This window comes from Paenibacillus sp. Y951 (assembly GCF_056786395.1).
Genome location: NZ_JBXCIY010000008.1, coordinates 175626 through 192401, shown reverse-complemented (window position 1 = coordinate 192401; position 16776 = coordinate 175626). Strand labels below are relative to the sequence as shown.

Genomic DNA, 16776 nt, shown 5'->3' with positions numbered 1-16776 from the left:
TATGAAAACTTGCAGCAGTTACTAGTATATAAGAAAAAGGATCGTCGCTCAGTCATTGTTGCAATGGCTTGAGAGACGATCCTATTTTTGAGGTAGTACAAAAAGCTTACTTTGATAACGAAGTGATTCAGGACGCATTATCAGCATCGGGAAGTTGATAATAAGTAGCTACATAAGCTCTTTTAGTGGCTAGCCTGCCTGTTTTGCTTTACGATTTTCCGCTTTATTTTCAAGATTTTTATTAATCGTTTCGACCTCTGCATTACTTGCTTTACTTGAAGCATTAATCATCTTACATTGACCGTTAAAGGTAGCACCTTCTTGAACGATAATGGATTGTACGACTGCATTGCCATTTAGTTGTCCAGATGGAGTAATAATGAGTCGACCCGTAACGGTAATATCGCCATGTAATTGACCTGCAATTGTTAAGTTCAAGCATTTAATTTCTGCCTTAGCTACGCCGTACTCTCCGATAATGATCTCACATTGAGATGTAATTTCCCCGTGAAATTCACCTTCAATTCGCAGATTAGCCTCTGTCTGAATAGAACCTTCAAAAACAGTTCCTTGCCCAATTAACGTGTCAGTTGCTGTAAGACGTTTCGCTTCCTTAAACATTGCTTTCCTCCTTAAAAATTTCAGATGGCTTCTCAGAGCGGCTATTTTGCAATGAAAAGTTGCTACGGAATGATAAGCTAAATATGTTTTTGATTATTCAGAAAGGGTAACGGTGAGACTGCTACATTTTTTTGGACGATTTGAAAATGTAAATGCGTGCCTGTACTTTTCCCAGTAGTGCCCATTAAGCCAATCTTCTCTCCCCTAACGACGATATCACCGATACTAGCTTCAATAGCATCAAGATGCATATATATCGTTTGCAGATCATGTAAATGTGAAATGACAATATAGTTGCCATATTGATCGTCGTATCCCGTCTCGATAATTTCACCATCCGCAGCACTGAAAATGGTATCGCCTTTCTTGCCGGCAATATCAATACCAGCATGAAAACGTGATTGGCCGGAAAAAGGGTCACTTCGATAACCAAAACCTGAAGTCAGTTGAGTAGATATTGTAGGCCAAAGATTAGGATATGCATCTACTGCTTCGCGAATCTTACTTGCTTGACGTAGCGTTTGCTGCATAGAAACTCCCATCACTTCGATATACTCACTCATTTCTTGTAATGGAGTATTGGCTTGATATGCCATCGTAGCTATGCGATAGGTAGATTGTTCTAGTGTGTGCGTATCGTTCTCATCCTCATTCTCATTCTCATTCTCCATAATGCTTCTATTCAAGCTCAAAGGTACTTCCTCTCCATACGTCTGGATAAATTGCTGGAGCTGAACCTCAAGCTTCTGTAAATCTATAAGCTTTGCATCAATAGCGGCTTGATTCTGTTGTAAATTAGCTAGTTCGGATTGCAATGTATGAATGTAATTTTCCTTATTATTTATTTCCAAGCTATGCTCGGAAAGCATCGAATCATATTGCTGCTGTAGCAAGGCTTGCTGGCTCTCGATCCGTCTTAGCTCGGAAGCTGCTTGCAGTTGTAGACCGATGACACAGCTAGTTACTACAGCTATGAGAGCGACTGGTGTAGCAATAAGAGATCGCTTTGTCACGTTAAATTGCTTCACAGACTGATCAGGTCCGCGCATCAATAGAAACGACCAATTTGAGTTCTGCTTATGCCTCACACAAATACTCCTTCCGTTTTCCAGCTTACATAAAATTAGAACGTTCTATCACTATTTATTCTGAGATACTATAAAACATGCCATTATGCAATAAAGTTGTCTGAAAGATTCTATTTATCAGCTGTATGAATTGACTGTAATTCGGGGAAATTAGCGTTAGATTTATTATTAAATTCCAATATTCATCGGAATGACTAAGAGGAGAATTGATATGGATAATATGATGCACAGCGATAGACAACGTCGTACAGAAGAACAAGAGATTGTTACAGATGAGCATGGAGGGCGAGAGAGCTACGACATGGATGTAGACCGAATGGTTAATGAGGGACTTGGTGGCGGAAATGTTACGGAGCATAATGGATTAGTTGATGAGACAACTACTGATTCAATGGGAATTATTGTGGAGCAGGATTTGGAGTAGAGTGCTCCGAGAACCAATTACTGTTCCAATCGGAGTCCGCTCCAAGAACCAATCACTGTTCAATTGGAGGTAGCTCCAAGCACGAATGACTGTTCCAATCGCCGTTGTCCTCGGTTTTAATGTAATAGCCATAGCGGCATAAGTCCGAGGGGGAAACAACCGCTATCGCATACCACTAGTGATTAGTTCTCTCCGCTGGAGCGTGGGGGAGTGATTAGGTACTCTTCGCAGGGCGGTGGATAATGAATAAAGGGAATATAACTTTTTTCGTTACTACTTAGTTCATTCACCAACTTAATAAAACAAAATTGCCGTTACAGACGGAGCTATTCGAGCAATCGTGGCGCTGTAACGCCAAAATTGATGCTACAGACGAGCCATTCGAGCGATTTTGGCGCTGTAACGTCAAAATTGATGCTACAGACGAGCCATTCGAGCGATTGTGGCGCTGTAACGCCAAAATTGCCGCTACAGACGAACCATTAGAGCAATTGTGGCACTGTAACGCCAAAATTGATGCTACAGACGAACCAATCGAGCAATTGTGGCTCTGTAACGCCAAAATTGATGCTACAGACGAGCCATTCGAGCGATTGTGGCGCTGTAACGCCAAAATTGATGCTACAGACGAGTGATTCGAGCGGTGGACTATAAAATTATAGTCTATGGAGTCAAAGTAACAAAAATAAGCGCAGAACCATTATGGCATCTACGCTTATTTTTGTATTTGAAAGTAGCTGCGCTTATTTTGGTAGGAACAAATGAAGTGAATGTTAACGAATATATGGAACTACGATCAAGGGAAGGATTAGTGGAGTGATCGCAATCTAGCACCTCGATGTTGCCATACCGAGTGAAGATTAGCCACCATAAGCAGCGCGAAATGCTGTAACAAACTCTGCACGATCAACTTCTAGTACTGCGACGAGTTCATCACATACGTTCTCTTCCCACCACTCCACCTGTTTCTTACGATTACTGCGATTCTCGTGAAGCCAAACCGCATGATTTGCAACTTTTTTGAAATAGATTGTTTCTGCTTGCTCTACTTTTTCAGGAAGGATATATACTTTTAGTCGTTTAATTGTACGGTATAACTCAGCTTGACATGATCGGCGAATTTTCCTCGCAGTAGGTAATTGGGGATTATGATTAGCAGCCTGATGTTTCATTATGAGTTCAGCTCCTTCTATATACTTAACTCATAATATGCAATTATAATTAGGCTGGTCACATAATGAAATTTGGTAGCATGTCCGCAGGTATGATAGAATATCGTTTAGTAATAGAACTGATGGAGGATGAATATGGAAAATTGGATAACGGAGATTATGGAGCAGTTTGGTTACTTTGGTATTTTGTTGTTAATCGCAATTGAGAATATATTTCCACCGATACCATCGGAATTAATATTGACTTTTGGTGGGTTTATGACAACGAAAACAGCAATGACGCCACTTGGTGTAATTGTTGTTGCAACAATCGGATCGCTGATCGGTGCAATTATTTTATATTATATTGGTCGTGTACTCGATGTTGAGAGATTAGAGAGAATTATTGATCGCTGGGGAAAAGTTTTACGTGTGAAGAAAGAAGATATTCGTCGTGCCGATGCTTGGTTTGATAAACATGGAAACTGGGCAGTATTTTTATGTCGTATGGTTCCATTAATTCGCAGTTTAATTTCAATTCCTGCCGGCATGTCTGGTATGAAGTTAGTACCTTTTCTACTATTTACAACACTCGGAACATTAATTTGGAATACGATTCTTGTGACGCTTGGATCAATGCTCGGTGATCGTTGGGAAGATATCGTAGCATTTATGGATGTATACTCCTACATTGCTTATGGATTAATCGCAATATGCGGTATTGCATTTATTATTTTCTACATTCGCAGATTCCGCAAAAATTAGCTATAATTAAATCAATTGAAATTATTGTTATATAAATGAGACATGCAGAAAGAGGGATATATAATGAGCAAAAATGTAGCGAGTAAAATTGGTAAAGGGATTAGTCCTGAACAATTTATTGCAGGCATGACGAAAAATCAAGAGCAATTTATAGCTTGGAAGGAGCAATTCGAATGGCCTTCTGAAGAAGATAAAGAGTTCTATGCATCATTGAACAATCGTGATGACCTTCGTTGCTTAATTGTTATGGCAGATTGGTGCGGCGATGCCGTTCGTAATATTCCAGTCGTATTTAATGTTCTTGAAAACAGTGGTATTCCGATTGATGTGCTAATTATGGAAGACCATCTTGATACGATTGATCAATTTCTAACTTATGGTGGCCGTTCTATTCCAGTCGTAATTATTGCTGACACTGGCGGCGTTGTACTAGGTCAATGGGGTCCTCGTCCGAAACATGTGCAAGAAGTTATGGCACAATTCAAAGCGACTAACCCTGATCGTGAAGCTGCTGATTATGGGGATCGTATGGCTGTTGTTCGTGCAGGCATTATGGAGCAATATGGCGAAGGTACTGGCTATCAAGCTCATATTGTTGCTGAATTACGTGAAGTATTGGAGAGCGTCTAATTATGACTACGCCAACATTTCAAATTACTAGTTTTTCATTGGGGCCATTGCAAACCAATTGTTATTTGTTAACGGTTGAAGAAGAAGCTACGGGGGGAAAACGTGGAATTATTATTGATCCTGGTATGAATCCGAAGCGTTTAATTGAGAAAATTCAAGGTGTTCATATTGAAGCTATCTTGTTAACACATGCACATTTTGATCATATGGGTGGTGTTGATGAGGTTCGTAAGCTTGCCAAATGTCCAGTATATATTCATGATCTTGAAGCAGACTGGCTAACTGATCCTCGTAAAAACGGCTCGATGCGCTGGCAGGATGTAACACCGCCGCTTTCGACTGATCCAGCTGAATATGGATTGGATGAGGGGCAGGTGCTAGAATTGATCGGTCATTCCTTCAAAGTGCTTCATACGCCAGGTCATTCTCCAGGTAGTGTAAGCTTCGTATGCGGTCAAAATATTTTCTCGGGAGATGTATTATTCCGCTTATCTGTTGGTCGTACTGATCTTCCAGGTGGTAAAGAAGTTGATCTCTATCATTCTATTCAAAATAAATTGTACAAGCTGGACGATGCGACGATCGTATACTCAGGACATGGTCCGAAAACAACGATTGGCTACGAAAAGGCTAACAATCCATACGTAAAATAACTAACATGAGAAGCATTCCTAGCAGTAGCACAGGAATGCTTCTGCTTGCATAAAGCGAGCGATGAATGTCGTATTCGTAGTCGATATATAATGAGATAAAGAAAGAGGTACATACATGGAACAGAGCGTAATCCACATGATAAGCGAGATCGCTAAGCAATTAAATATTCCGCAAAGTAAAGTTAAATCAGCAGTGGGCTTACTTGATGAGGGAAATACAATTCCATTTATTGCACGTTATCGTAAAGAGATGACTGGTGAGCTTGATGAGAATCAATTACGTGATATTGAAGAAAAGCTGCAATATATGCGCAATCTTGAGTCTCGTAAGCAAGAGGTCCTTAGACTAATTGAAGAACAAGGTAAGTTGACCGAGGAACTTGCACTTGCGATTAATAAAAGTGTAAAGCTACAAGAGGTTGAAGATTTGTATCGTCCTTACCGTCAGAAGCGTAAGACGAGAGCGAGTGTAGCCAAAGAAAAAGGGCTTGAACCGCTCGCAGAGTGGTTGTTAGCTCAGAACAGTCCTATCACCCCGTTAGTTGAAGCGGCACGTTATATCGACGCTGAGAAGGGCGTAGAAAGCGCTGAAGATGCGTTGGCAGGTGCGAAAGATATTATTGCAGAGCAATTAGCAGATGATGCGAAGATTCGTACTTGGGTTCGAACGTTCACATTTAGCAATGGTATATTGAAAACGGTTGTGAAGGATGCTGAGACGGAGTCAGTATACGAGATGTACTATAACTATCAAGAACCTATCAGTAAATTGCCATCGCATCGGATACTTGCGATTAATCGTGGGGAACGGGAAGAAATTTTGAAGGTTAGCTTCGTACTAGATAGCGAGCGAATTGAACAGTATATGCATAGGCAGACAGTGAAGCGGGATGCTCCTTCAAGCTCAGGGGTCATTCAAGTTCTTCAAGAGGTAATTGTCGATGCGTATAAGCGTCTACTAGCGCCATCGATTGAACGAGAGGTGAGAACAGAACTGACAGATAAAGCTGAAGTTCATGCGATCGATATTTTCTCGGAAAATCTTCGTAATCTACTATTGCAGCCTCCTGTTCGTGGCAAACGAGTGCTCGGAGTCGATCCAGCCTTCCGAACTGGCTGTAAGCTTGCAGTCATTGATGATATTGGGAAAATGCTAGAGGTTGGCGTCTGTTATCCTACAGCGCCGCATCATAAAACTGCTGAAGCTGAGAAGCAAATTAGCAAATTAATCGATACGTACGATATTGAACTGATCGTTATTGGTAATGGAACTGCGTCACGTGAGACGGAGCAATTTATTGCAGCGCTTATCAAAAATCATGCAAAAGCAACGCAGCTGAAATATATTATAGTGAATGAAGCGGGAGCAAGTGTGTACTCTGCTTCCAAATTAGCAGCGGAAGAATTCCCTGAGCTTGATGTTGCTGAGCGCAGTGCTGTATCTATCGCAAGACGTCTGCAGGACCCGCTAGCCGAGCTAGTGAAGATCGAGCCAAAAGCAATTGGCGTGGGCCAGTACCAGCATGATGTTAGTCAGAAAAGGCTGGATGAGACGCTGACTGGTGTTGTAGAATCAGCAGTTAACCATGTTGGAGTAGACGTCAATACGGCATCTGCATCACTATTATCTTATGTAGCAGGGATTAATGGGACAATTGCCAAAAACATTGTGAAATATCGCGATGAGAATGGGCGCTTTGTTAAGCGTGCTCAGCTGCAAAAGGTACCGCGTCTGGGTGCCAAATCATTTGAGCAATGTGTTGGTTTCTTGCGTATAGCTGAAGGTGAGCAACTGCTAGATAACACACCAATTCACCCAGAGTCTTACCGTGTGGTGAAGGCATTATTGAAAGAGCTTGGTATGAAGGAGCAAGCAGTTGGTAGTGAACAACTGGCATCTGAACTTAAAGCTCTGAACATAGAAGAGACTGCGGCTAAGTTAGAGGTTGGCGTGCCGACGATGAAGGATATTGTCGATAGCCTATTACGACCAGGCCGTGATCCTCGTGAGGAATTACCAGCGCCAATCTTCCATACGGATGTACTGAATATCGAGGATTTGACGAAAGATATGGAGCTGCATGGTACTGTGCGCAACGTGATCGACTTTGGGGCATTTGTTGACATTGGCTTGAAGAATGACGGACTTGTCCATATTTCACAGCTTAGTGATCGCTTCGTCAAACATCCGATGGATGTTGTTTCGGTCGGAGATACAGTAACCGTATGGGTGCTGGAAGTCGATATGAAGCGGAATCGTGTAGGGCTAACGATGAAGAAGCCTCGCTAGAAGAAGTTCGATTCGATCTTATGTCATTGTTCCAACTGGAGACCGCTCACCACTAGCGATTAGTTCTCTCCGCTTAAGCCATACCAAGTCGATCGCATGTGTTCGTGAAATAAGCCCAAAGCTTTTATCGGCTTTGGGCTTATTTCAATTGCTATTGGATTTATAAGATTAATTAGAATCAGCTTCCGAATTTACATGAAAGTTGTGGGTACGATAGAAATACCAACAATCATTAAGTAGACGAATTTGCCGACGATCACGTTTCAAGAAAGCTTTCATTAATTGATTGCGAAGCCAATGAGGCATGAACAGTTCCTCCCTCCAGCCTAGGCGATGATGATTCATTACCATATGGCATTTGGAGATTATAGGTGTCTGTCTGCCTAACAAATGCGACAGCTATCAAATGTTACTATAAGATGTAGTTCAAAACTAACATGGTCATTAGGCCATGTTAGTTTTGAACATGCACTATAATTGTTGATCTTCTAGCTCTTCATACCATTGTTCAAGCTGGGCTTGAAGGGCACGAATTTCAGTAAGTAAAGAAATTAATGGGTATGATTTTTCTTTGACAGCAGCAAAATCTGCCTCAAGTTCATTAATGTAATCAAGACCAGATTGAATGTGAACGAGATCGGTATGGAGTTCTACGGCATCACATTCAGCAACTGCGTAAGGTAAGTTAGGTACTTCATCCGCAGTAAGCTTGTCGATTTCTTTACGAAGACGCAAATTCAATGCGCTTAACTGATAAGCGTGAGTTGCGGGCATTTCTATGAATGTTAGCTTAGTTTGTTGTTGCATTAACACATAGCGCATAATAGCCATAATAAGTTGGTACTCTCCCCTCAAATAAAAGCATATTCTACTTGACAGTGTAGCCTATTGTAGGCTTACAATTCAAGTAGTTGGAAGATGCTTCTGATGTGACTTTTTTGTTCAGGGGAGTGCATCAAGAAGAAGGTAAAAAGATTTAAGGAGATGCGTTCGAAGCTACTTTTTGTTTGCGAGATAGTGTATCAGGAAGATAATAAAAAGTTTTAGATTATACTTCCGAAGCTACTTTTTGTTTGCGAGGAAGTGTATCTGGACGAGAAAAAAAGTTTTAGAAGGTGAAAAATGATGGATGATCAGAAGTTGCAACAATGGGTGGAACGTGTTTCGCTGCAATATTTTGACAGAGCGTTTCTACATACTGCGACATTTAATAGTCGATTGAAAGCAACAGGTGGACGCTATTTCACGAATAGTCATAATATAGAGATTAGTCCTCACCAGTTAGAGGCATTCGGACAAGAGGAAACTGAGAAAATAATTAAGCATGAACTCTGTCATTATCATTTGCATATTTTGAAACGGGGATATAAACATCGCGATATGGATTTTAAGCAACTACTGGCTCATGTCGGTGGTTCCCGCTATTGCAATACATTACCAGAACGAAGCAATCGTACAGGTGCGAACTATAAGTATCTGCTTACGTGTAAGGAATGTAAGCTGAAATATTATCGCAAGCGTCGGATGGATGTAGGCAAATATAGATGTGGAAAATGTGGTGGGCAATTAATGATAAAAGAGCTTGACAAGCTATAACGTACATGGTAAATTATTAAGTGTTCGCTTTATCTTATTGTTGTTCCCTGATAGCTCAGTTGGTAGAGCACTCGACTGTTAATCGAGTTGTCACAGGTTCGAGTCCTGTTCGGGGAGCCATTATGGGGAAGTACCCAAGTGGTTCAAGGGGACCCTCTGCTAAGGGGTTAGGCTGCGCAAGTGGTGCGTGGGTTCGAATCCCACCTTCTCCGCCATATTTTTTTCTTGGTAGGCTTGCTTTTAGAGGACCGTCAAGCGGTCTTTTTTATTTGCTAAAAATACTCGGGAAAAATCGCGAAAAAAAGTATTGCATTGTGAAAAAAAACGTGATAAGATACATCTTGTCGCTTTTCAAGACAGTCTAAGATGGCCCGTTGGTCAAGTGGTTAAGACACCTCCCTTTCACGGAGGTAACAGGGGTTCGAGTCCCCTACGGGTCACCACAACCATTCTTATGAGAGCAACTCACATGAGTAATGATTATCATGCGAGCCATTAGCTCAGTTGGTAGAGCACCTGACTTTTAATCAGGGTGTCGAAGGTTCGAGTCCTTCATGGCTCACCAGTTTACTTCTTAAGTCAAGTCAGCTGGATGAATGGTATAATAATGTACAATTTGGCAATAGCCATCATATAGTGGAGCCTAGTATACTTGTATACTAGGTTTTGTTGTTTTATGGTGTGCCTTGCGAAATTGGCGAGGTAGGCCATGAAATTAGTGTCTGTCTGGTAGTGATTAGAAGGAACACCACTTTACAATTAAGACAGATTACTGTAATATACAAAAAGTATGAACTAACAGATTAGTGGTCGATGCCACTAGTAATACATGAAAACTGTTAGAGGTCTCAGGGAATTCAACTGAGAGTGATTCATTCATCGACGTGCGGTAGTGGCGGAACGGCAGACGCGCTAGCTTGAGGGGCTAGTGGGGGCAACCCCGTGGAGGTTCGAGTCCTCTTTACCGCACCATATATGACCTTATCGTGATTTTACATAATTGAATTAGTTAGTGTGCAGGGCTGCACACGATATTATAAACTAGACCACTTTCTTTTCAGAACACAATTCTGATGGGAGGGTGGTTTTTTTGTTATTGAAGCGGCGTGTTCCCATTATGTGGTATAATAGGAATCTAATATGCAGAACTAATTGAAGTTAGGAGTGAAGAGATGAATCTTAACAAAAAGCTTTTGATTGTAGTGAAGATGTGTTTATTCATGTTAACTTGTTTGCTTATAGGTGCTTGTGGTCAAATTGAGAAATTTGAAACCATTGAAGTTTATATGATGGAAACTTATGATGATAATCAAAATGATGAAGGTTTATTTGAAGCGACGGGTTACGTTATAGCTAATGCAATAACTATTATCGAGGAAGGGAAAACCTATATAAAATCAGATGTTAAAGCTATTGAGGATTTTTATAATATGGAAGGTAATTATATACGAACAGAAATAAGCCATTCCTATATAAATAAATCTAAAATGTTACTCACTGAAGAAGGAAAAACCCTCAAAGAAGAACTTCAAGAAACCTCCACAATCCTTATAACCTCTGATAATGCAAAGAATTTTAAATCAAACAATATGACACCCGAAGAAAAAACACAGGTGAAAGAACATGTACTAGCTATGATGGATAAGCTGTAAGAAATGATTAGTTTAATGTGAATCAGCCTTTGTGAATCAAGTTGATAATGGTCTTTTTATTACTGGAATAACTAAATTATAATATAGTTCGAATTCTGACTATGAAAAGATTTATAGCCAAAACCTATCACTCCTATAGTCATTATGTATTTCAGTAATAAGCCTCTTTCTTATATGATAGTGAAAACTTAACTATAGCGGAGGTTGATTCAATGAATAATCATAACGAGATAATATCTAGCTTTAATGAGGTTGCGCAGCAATATGATGAACAACGCAAAAAGTTAATTCCTTGTTTTGATGATTTTTATGGCATAGCGGCTGCACTTGCGAATAGTAATAAACCATCGCCTACTATTTTGGATTTGGGTGCTGGAACGGGATTAATGTCATCATTGCTATTGAAAAAGTTCCCTGATGCTTCGATTACTTTAATTGATATTTCAGAGAAAATGCTCGATGTAGCTAAGTTAAGGCTTCAATCGTATCCCAATGTTAACTATGTCGTAGCGGATTATACTAACTATATAGCACAAGAGAAGTTTGACATTATTATATCAGCGCTTTCCATTCATCATCTAACGGATGTACAAAAATATGAATTATATAAAAATAGCTATAGCAATTTGACTGATTCCGGTATATTTATTAATGCTGATCAAGTTCTTGGAGAAACGGTCTATCTTGATTCTCTCTATAAATTAGATTGGAAAAGCAAGGTAGAAGCTAGTGATCTAAGTGATGAGGAAATCACATCAGCATATGAAAGAACAAAACTAGATAAAATGTCTAATTTACAAGATCAATTAAAAGCTTTGAAGAGTATTGGCTTCTCAGATGTGGATTGTATTTATAAATATTTTAACTTTGTGGTGTTATATGGAAGAAAATCGTAGAAATTGTGAATTAGCCTTGTCAAACCCAACAAACATAGTTATACTGCTTTAAGGAAAAAGGGTATGTTTTCCATACAATTATACATATGAGGGAGAAACGAAATGAAAAAGATAATCGTATTAGTACTTGCGATGATGTTACTTGTACCAACTGGAGTGTCGGCAGCAGCCAATTTATCCGTTATTAAGGTGTATGTTGATGGCGAGCAGCTTGTATTTGATATTGATCCTATTCAAACGCAAGGAACTACGCTAGTCCAATTTACGACAGTTTTCAAAGCGTTAGGGTTAGACTACTCTTGGGATCAAAAAACTAAAACAGTTACTGGATATAATGATGATGTTACGCTTAAATTAACGATTGGTAATAAAACTGCCATTGTAAATGGAGACAAAGTTCCATTATTAGTTGCTCCAGTAGTGAAAGATGGAAACACATTGATCCCACTTCGCTTTGTAAGTGAAGCAACAGGTGCTGAAGTTGATTGGAACAAAGTTACACGTACGATTACAATTGATTCGTATTTTATACCTTTAGTATTTGACACAAACACTCTAAGTGATGCAACTTGGGGTATGACTATGAAACAAGTGAAAGATGTAGAATATGGTAGACTCTTCGCTTCCGATACAGATTATTTATACTTTGGTGGTATTTACGCAGGCGGCTATGATGCTGATGTAGAATATGAGTTTGCGAATAATAAACTAGGCAGAGCAACGTATTATGTAGACACTTATTATGACGATAATATGGACTATATTTACGCTACGTATGATTTATATTATGAGCTTGAAGCAGCATTTGGCGAGCCAACAGTAGATCTTGAATTTTGGTCAGAAGATATAGTTGATGAAGTGGATTTTGAAAAGTATGGAGATAGTCTTGTTGCAGGCGATGTTGATTTACTATCAGTATGGAAATTAGCAGATACTGAAATTGCTCTTCTGACAACGGTTGATGATGACGGTGAACCGTATGTTTGTATCATATCATCAGGACTTCAATACTTTAAACCACTATTCAAAGAGTACTACTAAAGGAATTTAGCTATAATTATTAAGCTTCATTACATATAAAGATAATGTTATCTTTTTATGTAATGAGGCTTTTTTTATAGAACTATGAGGTGAATAATGGAATCAATGATTGAACTTAGAAAAGCAAGTAAGTCGTTTTCAAAGGATAAGATGGTTATAGATCAAATCAGCATTAATTTGGTGAAAAATCAGTGTATTGCAATTTTAGGTCATAATGGCTCTGGCAAATCTACGGTTTTGAAAATGATTGCAGGCCTTATACCTTGTACTTCAGGTGACATTATTTATGCAGGAGACTGTAAAATCGGCTATGCACCTGAACAATTTCCGAAGTTGAGATTTACTGCAGAACAATATTTATATGCAATGGGGCGTATTCAGAGGCTACATAAGTCCGAATTAAAGCAGGAAATAATAAAATTACTTCATAAGTTTAACTTGAACGAAAGCTATAACATGACGTACTTTTCAAAAGGCATGCTTCAAAAAGTTAATTTGTTACAAGCTGTGCTTGGAAACCCTACTGTACTTATTCTTGATGAGCCACTCTCAGGATTGGATGCGAGCTCCCAAATTGAATTAATAACAATGTTGCAACTATTCAAAAATGAAGGAATAACCATTATTTTAACTTGCCATGAAAATTCTCTGCTCAATGGAATTGCTGATCGCATTATAGTAATTAAGGACGGCAAAGTTCATTCCGATAATCCCAATATACAAAACAGAGAGTCATTATTCAAAATTATTTACACTAGTAATGGAAGTACTGAAGTACCTATTTCTCACTGTTTTAATCTAGAAAAGATTCTATCTCACAAGTATGGTAATGAGCTAATTGTTAAAGAAGAGCATCGGGATTATGTTATGTTACAATTACTACGACATAAATATTCTATTACTTCTGTAACTAAGGAAATAGAGCGAAAAAGTGTGTTAGAACTTACGAGCTATGATCCAGAGGGGGAATCTAGTTGAACCTTCATTTGATCAACTATTTATTGAAAAGCTATATTCGTTCACATCGGTATTTTCCAGCTTTAATATGTTTTTTCCTATGTTTAATGATAATGTATTCCTATAAGCCTAATCCGATTATGGAAACTTATGCGTTATCTGCAGTTTTCCTATATCTGATATCTGCGTGGCTTTGTTATAGTTTTATTAATTCTACCAATCCAATACAAGGTCAAATAATTTCTCTACATGCTGGCAGTATACGCGCATATTTAATTGGGAAAATAGTAATGGTATCTGTGCTTTGTTGTGTATTGTGCTTAGTTGCAGTTAACTATCCGCTTGTGACAAATATGTTCAACGAGCCAGTAACGCTTCAAATGTCGGTATTAGCTCTTGCTGTCCATCTCGAGATTTCACTTTTAGGAATTGTTATCCCCTTATTTTTTAATAGAACATTTATTAAAAGTGGTAGTTTTGCTATTTCATGCATACTAATGATTCTTGTTATTACTTTAGCAAAGGGTGGAATTGTAGAAGCATTTGGAGAATGGATTGAATATCCATTGTGGATATTGCCACCAACATTTCAGCTGATCGATATGTTATCTAACTTTGTAAATTATTCTACTTTTGAAATTATTGCTGCATTAGTTATTCCGATCTTGTACTGTTTTGTATTCTTTTGGCTTTATTTAAAGCTCCAACAAAAAAGAATATAGATAATAGTCTAGAGATTAAAATGATATGATATAATACATCGGGAATGGAATATACTTCTAAATGATCTTAGAATAATTAATTTTGAGAAGTAGTTAAGGGGGAGTTCATAATCGATTCACAAAATAAGAAGAGTGAAATTGAAAAACAGATAGCGAAGCTGGAAGAAGAGCTGAAAGCTATGCAAAACGAAGTGGATCAGCAAGCCGCGCCGCAAGGAGCGAATCCACAGCAGTGGAACCAAGCCGCGCCGCAAGGAGCGAACCCACAGCAGTGGAACCAAGCCGCGCCGCAAGGAGCGAACCCACAGCAGTGGAACCAAGCCGCACCGCAAGGAGCGAATCCACAGCAGTGGAACCAAGGCGCGCCGCAAGGAGCGAACCCACAGCAGTGGAACCAAGCCGCACCGCAAGGAGCGAATCCACAGCAGTGGAACCAAGCCGCACCGCAAGGAGTGAATCCACAGCAGTGGAACCAAGCCGCACCGCAAGGAGCGAATCCACAGCAGTGGAACCAAGCCGCACCGCAAGGAGCGAATCCACAGCAGTGGAACCAAGCCGCACAGCAAGGAGCGAATCCACAGCAGTGGAACCAAGCCGCACAGCAAGGAGCGAATCCACAGCAGTGGAACCAAGCCGGGCCGCAAGGAGCGCACCCAGCGCAGCAGCAACAATACGCCTATGGTCAGCCGTATATGAAGGTGCAAAAAGAGAAATCTTCTCGTAATTTTGAAAATACACTTGCCCGCGTGTGGCTGCCTACCGTATTTATTATCGTTCTATTAGTAGGGATGCTATGGGGCTTTGTTGCAGTAGTGAGGGAAGGATATCTTACGGAACCAGTACGCTGTTGGCTCGGAGTTTTCGTGGCGATCGTACTATACGTATTGGGTTTAAGTCAGTACCGTCATAAGCGAGCTGCACTCGGAAAAGTATTATTAGGTGGTTCGCATGGATTGCTAATCATTACGATATCAGTGGCACATTTAGCTTATGAAATATTACCGATACCGTTGGCTATCGTGTGCTATCTCATTGCATTTGCGCAAATTATATATTCATCAATACGTTGGAAATCAGAAACGCTAGTTACAATTTCAATTATTTCCGGATTTCTCTGTGCTTTTCTAGTAGACTTAACAGAAATTAATGGATCACTATTTATTATTTCACAATTAGCATTCTCATTAGTTATGTTGAATTTAAGCTATAAACTCATGTATCGTGTAGCGTACTGGTTTGCATTCGTACTTTTACAGTTCTCATTACTTATTGCCTACAATGAGTTTTTCGCTATTTCAAAGAGTTTATATGTTAGTGCCATTCTTATTCAACTTATTTGTCTATTAATTCATTTTATTATGGATAAAGGAAATACGCTAAATCATATTATAATGCAAGTTATAGCTCTCTCTAATGCATTGATTTGGTCCTATGCTTTATTAGCGAACAATGATAAAATTTCATATTGGATTGTTCTAGGCGTGATGCTACTTTGTTATTTGGGTGGAACAGTCCTCTTCCACAATAAGATGGTAACTGCGGCGAAAGAAGGTAAGGATAGCTACCAATTCCGTTATGAGCTAAGTTTAATTATTACAAGCTTTATAGCTCTTATATTATTTGTTGATCTTGTAGCTAATGACTATAGAGCAACGATGATACAGTTAATCGTAGCCATTTCATTATTTGTAGCGATCAGACAGAAATATATAGTATATGGGGTGCTTTCAAGTATCGTTTTTGTAGCGGTTTCGATTGAAGTTATGGTGCAAGAGGTGCCACATATAATTTCAGCTGAAATGTTAAATTGGGTCATTATATTAGCTTCGTTGCTACTAATTTATACGCAGTATCAAACGAATATTGTTAACAACAGTAAAAGCGCTGATGAGGATATTACATTACCAATTCTACGTTGGACTTCAGCTTTTGTTGGGTTTTTATTTGTCTCGATGTTATCGGTTGTACTAAGTACAGAGCTAGGAATCGAAATGCAGCATTACATTATGTCAGCTTTTTGGACGATATATGCCATCGGTGCTATAATACTTGGACTATTGAAAAAATGGTCAAAGCCTAGAATTACAGGGATTTTCATCTTATTCGTTGTATTGATGAAAGTCATATTCATTGATTTGCCGGATGTGCATATTGGTATTAAAGCAGTAATATTCATCGTATTAGGCGGTGTAGGTATTCTGATTTCACGTTTAATGTATAATAACCAAAGCGAAGAAGAAACAGTTAGTAAAGAGTAACGACTACTGAGAGAATTAATTATGCTTAACTA

General features: G+C 39.2%; 19 protein-coding genes and 5 tRNA genes. 19 read left to right on the top strand and 5 right to left on the bottom strand.

The features are described from left to right. Positions 1–189 precede the first annotated feature (189 nt). Both AC1TPB_RS13920 and AC1TPB_RS13915 read right to left on the bottom strand, forming a co-directional pair. On the bottom strand, positions 190–621 hold the full coding sequence (locus AC1TPB_RS13920; protein ID WP_482077037.1) for a bactofilin family protein: 432 nt from the start codon (positions 619–621) through the stop codon (positions 190–192). Positions 622–698: 77 nt separating this feature from the next. Next, the gene (locus AC1TPB_RS13915; RefSeq protein ID WP_482077036.1) at positions 699–1709 is read right to left on the bottom strand and encodes a M23 family metallopeptidase; all 1011 of its coding nucleotides are present in this window, start codon (positions 1707–1709) and stop codon (positions 699–701) included. 220 nt (positions 1710–1929) lie between these two features. Here AC1TPB_RS13915 and AC1TPB_RS13910 point away from each other — a divergent pair, with 220 nt between their 5' ends. From AC1TPB_RS13910 to AC1TPB_RS13900, 3 genes are all read left to right on the top strand, one after another. Beyond that, positions 1930–2133, top strand: coding sequence for a hypothetical protein (locus AC1TPB_RS13910; protein WP_482077077.1), 204 nt, complete (start codon positions 1930–1932; stop codon positions 2131–2133). 308 nt (positions 2134–2441) lie between these two features. Continuing rightward, positions 2442–2768 carry a hypothetical protein gene (locus tag AC1TPB_RS13905; RefSeq protein WP_482077035.1) on the top strand — a complete coding sequence of 109 codons (327 nt, stop codon included), beginning with the start codon at positions 2442–2444 and terminating at the stop codon, positions 2766–2768. After that, a complete protein-coding gene (locus tag AC1TPB_RS13900; protein WP_482077034.1) occupies positions 2765–2953 on the top strand; it encodes a hypothetical protein in 189 nt (62 codons plus the stop codon). Before AC1TPB_RS13905 ends, AC1TPB_RS13900 begins: the two co-directional genes overlap by 4 nt. Positions 2954–2993: 40 nt before the next feature. On the opposite strand, the gene AC1TPB_RS13895 is transcribed toward AC1TPB_RS13900, so the two are convergent. Next, positions 2994–3305, bottom strand: coding sequence for a dehydrogenase (locus AC1TPB_RS13895; protein ID WP_482077033.1), 312 nt, complete (start codon positions 3303–3305; stop codon positions 2994–2996). 135 nt (positions 3306–3440) lie between these two features. On the opposite strand from AC1TPB_RS13895, the gene AC1TPB_RS13890 reads away from it, so the two are divergent. From AC1TPB_RS13890 to AC1TPB_RS13875, 4 genes are all read left to right on the top strand, one after another. Further along, positions 3441–4049, top strand: a complete 609-nt coding sequence (locus AC1TPB_RS13890) for a DedA family protein (protein ID WP_482077032.1) — start codon at positions 3441–3443, stop codon at positions 4047–4049. 63 nt (positions 4050–4112) lie between these two features. Beyond that, a complete protein-coding gene (locus tag AC1TPB_RS13885) occupies positions 4113–4679 on the top strand; it encodes a thioredoxin family protein (RefSeq protein ID WP_482062403.1) in 567 nt (188 codons plus the stop codon). Positions 4680–4681: 2 nt separating this feature from the next. Then, positions 4682–5332 (top strand): MBL fold metallo-hydrolase, encoded by a 651-nt coding sequence (locus AC1TPB_RS13880; protein WP_482077031.1) that lies wholly within the window; start codon positions 4682–4684, stop codon positions 5330–5332. A 115-nt stretch (positions 5333–5447) separates the two neighbouring features. After that, complete coding sequence (locus AC1TPB_RS13875; protein WP_482077030.1) at positions 5448–7622, top strand: Tex family protein; 2175 nt, start codon at positions 5448–5450, stop codon at positions 7620–7622. Between the two features lie 168 nt (positions 7623–7790). Here AC1TPB_RS13875 and cmpA read toward each other — a convergent pair whose 3' ends face one another. Further along, a complete protein-coding gene (gene cmpA, locus AC1TPB_RS13870; protein WP_482062406.1) occupies positions 7791–7928 on the bottom strand; it encodes a cortex morphogenetic protein CmpA in 138 nt (45 codons plus the stop codon). 165 nt (positions 7929–8093) lie between these two features. Beyond that, complete coding sequence (locus tag AC1TPB_RS13865; protein WP_482062407.1) at positions 8094–8453, bottom strand: hydrolase/acyltransferase; 360 nt, start codon at positions 8451–8453, stop codon at positions 8094–8096. Positions 8454–8747: 294 nt separating this feature from the next. Between AC1TPB_RS13865 and AC1TPB_RS13860 the strand changes: the two genes are divergently transcribed. From AC1TPB_RS13860 to AC1TPB_RS13805, 12 genes are all read left to right on the top strand, one after another. Next, positions 8748–9218, top strand: a complete 471-nt coding sequence (locus tag AC1TPB_RS13860) for a SprT family protein (protein WP_482077076.1) — start codon at positions 8748–8750, stop codon at positions 9216–9218. A gap of 44 nt (positions 9219–9262) precedes the next feature. After that, positions 9263–9338: transfer RNA gene (locus AC1TPB_RS13855), tRNA-Asn, on the top strand. A 4-nt stretch (positions 9339–9342) separates the two neighbouring features. Further along, positions 9343–9433: transfer RNA gene (locus AC1TPB_RS13850), tRNA-Ser, on the top strand. A gap of 153 nt (positions 9434–9586) precedes the next feature. Then, positions 9587–9661 (top strand) — tRNA-Glu (locus AC1TPB_RS13845). A 46-nt stretch (positions 9662–9707) separates the two neighbouring features. Continuing rightward, positions 9708–9783: transfer RNA gene (locus AC1TPB_RS13840), tRNA-Lys, on the top strand. A gap of 321 nt (positions 9784–10104) precedes the next feature. Continuing rightward, positions 10105–10190: transfer RNA gene (locus tag AC1TPB_RS13835), tRNA-Leu, on the top strand. Between the two features lie 200 nt (positions 10191–10390). Further along, positions 10391–10870, top strand: a complete 480-nt coding sequence (locus AC1TPB_RS13830; RefSeq protein ID WP_482077029.1) for a hypothetical protein — start codon at positions 10391–10393, stop codon at positions 10868–10870. A 212-nt stretch (positions 10871–11082) separates the two neighbouring features. Then, positions 11083–11766, top strand: coding sequence for a class I SAM-dependent methyltransferase (locus tag AC1TPB_RS13825; RefSeq protein WP_482077028.1), 684 nt, complete (start codon positions 11083–11085; stop codon positions 11764–11766). A 102-nt stretch (positions 11767–11868) separates the two neighbouring features. After that, positions 11869–12807 (top strand): copper amine oxidase N-terminal domain-containing protein, encoded by a 939-nt coding sequence (locus tag AC1TPB_RS13820; RefSeq protein WP_482077027.1) that lies wholly within the window; start codon positions 11869–11871, stop codon positions 12805–12807. Positions 12808–12903: 96 nt separating this feature from the next. Then, entirely contained in the window at positions 12904–13785 is an 882-nt protein-coding gene (locus AC1TPB_RS13815; RefSeq protein ID WP_482077026.1) for an ATP-binding cassette domain-containing protein, read from the top strand. Beyond that, positions 13782–14486 (top strand): hypothetical protein, encoded by a 705-nt coding sequence (locus AC1TPB_RS13810; protein WP_482077025.1) that lies wholly within the window; start codon positions 13782–13784, stop codon positions 14484–14486. Before AC1TPB_RS13815 ends, AC1TPB_RS13810 begins: the two co-directional genes overlap by 4 nt. Before the next feature lie 179 nt (positions 14487–14665). Continuing rightward, positions 14666–16744 (top strand): DUF2339 domain-containing protein, encoded by a 2079-nt coding sequence (locus AC1TPB_RS13805; protein ID WP_482077024.1) that lies wholly within the window; start codon positions 14666–14668, stop codon positions 16742–16744. Positions 16745–16776: the final 32 nt, after the last annotated feature.

Excerpts from the sequence above, each read along its gene's own strand:
- AC1TPB_RS13860 (WP_482077076.1), top strand. The coding sequence starts at position 8,748 with ATGGATGATCAGAAGTTGCAACAATGGGTGGAACGTGTTTCGCTGCAA.
- AC1TPB_RS13805 (WP_482077024.1), top strand. The coding sequence starts at position 14,666 with ATGCAAAACGAAGTGGATCAGCAAGCCGCGCCGCAAGGAGCGAATCCA.
- cmpA (WP_482062406.1), bottom strand. The coding sequence starts at position 7,928 with ATGCCTCATTGGCTTCGCAATCAATTAATGAAAGCTTTCTTGAAACGT.
- AC1TPB_RS13890 (WP_482077032.1), top strand. The coding sequence starts at position 3,441 with ATGGAAAATTGGATAACGGAGATTATGGAGCAGTTTGGTTACTTTGGT.
- AC1TPB_RS13895 (WP_482077033.1), bottom strand. The coding sequence starts at position 3,305 with ATGAAACATCAGGCTGCTAATCATAATCCCCAATTACCTACTGCGAGG.
- AC1TPB_RS13820 (WP_482077027.1), top strand. The coding sequence starts at position 11,869 with ATGAAAAAGATAATCGTATTAGTACTTGCGATGATGTTACTTGTACCA.
- AC1TPB_RS13825 (WP_482077028.1), top strand. The coding sequence starts at position 11,083 with ATGAATAATCATAACGAGATAATATCTAGCTTTAATGAGGTTGCGCAG.
- AC1TPB_RS13865 (WP_482062407.1), bottom strand. The coding sequence starts at position 8,453 with ATGGCTATTATGCGCTATGTGTTAATGCAACAACAAACTAAGCTAACA.
- AC1TPB_RS13880 (WP_482077031.1), top strand. The coding sequence starts at position 4,682 with ATGACTACGCCAACATTTCAAATTACTAGTTTTTCATTGGGGCCATTG.
- AC1TPB_RS13875 (WP_482077030.1), top strand. The coding sequence starts at position 5,448 with ATGGAACAGAGCGTAATCCACATGATAAGCGAGATCGCTAAGCAATTA.
- AC1TPB_RS13920 (WP_482077037.1), bottom strand. The coding sequence starts at position 621 with ATGTTTAAGGAAGCGAAACGTCTTACAGCAACTGACACGTTAATTGGG.
- AC1TPB_RS13910 (WP_482077077.1), top strand. The coding sequence starts at position 1,930 with ATGATGCACAGCGATAGACAACGTCGTACAGAAGAACAAGAGATTGTT.
- AC1TPB_RS13885 (WP_482062403.1), top strand. The coding sequence starts at position 4,113 with ATGAGCAAAAATGTAGCGAGTAAAATTGGTAAAGGGATTAGTCCTGAA.
- AC1TPB_RS13830 (WP_482077029.1), top strand. The coding sequence starts at position 10,391 with ATGAATCTTAACAAAAAGCTTTTGATTGTAGTGAAGATGTGTTTATTC.
- AC1TPB_RS13815 (WP_482077026.1), top strand. The coding sequence starts at position 12,904 with ATGGAATCAATGATTGAACTTAGAAAAGCAAGTAAGTCGTTTTCAAAG.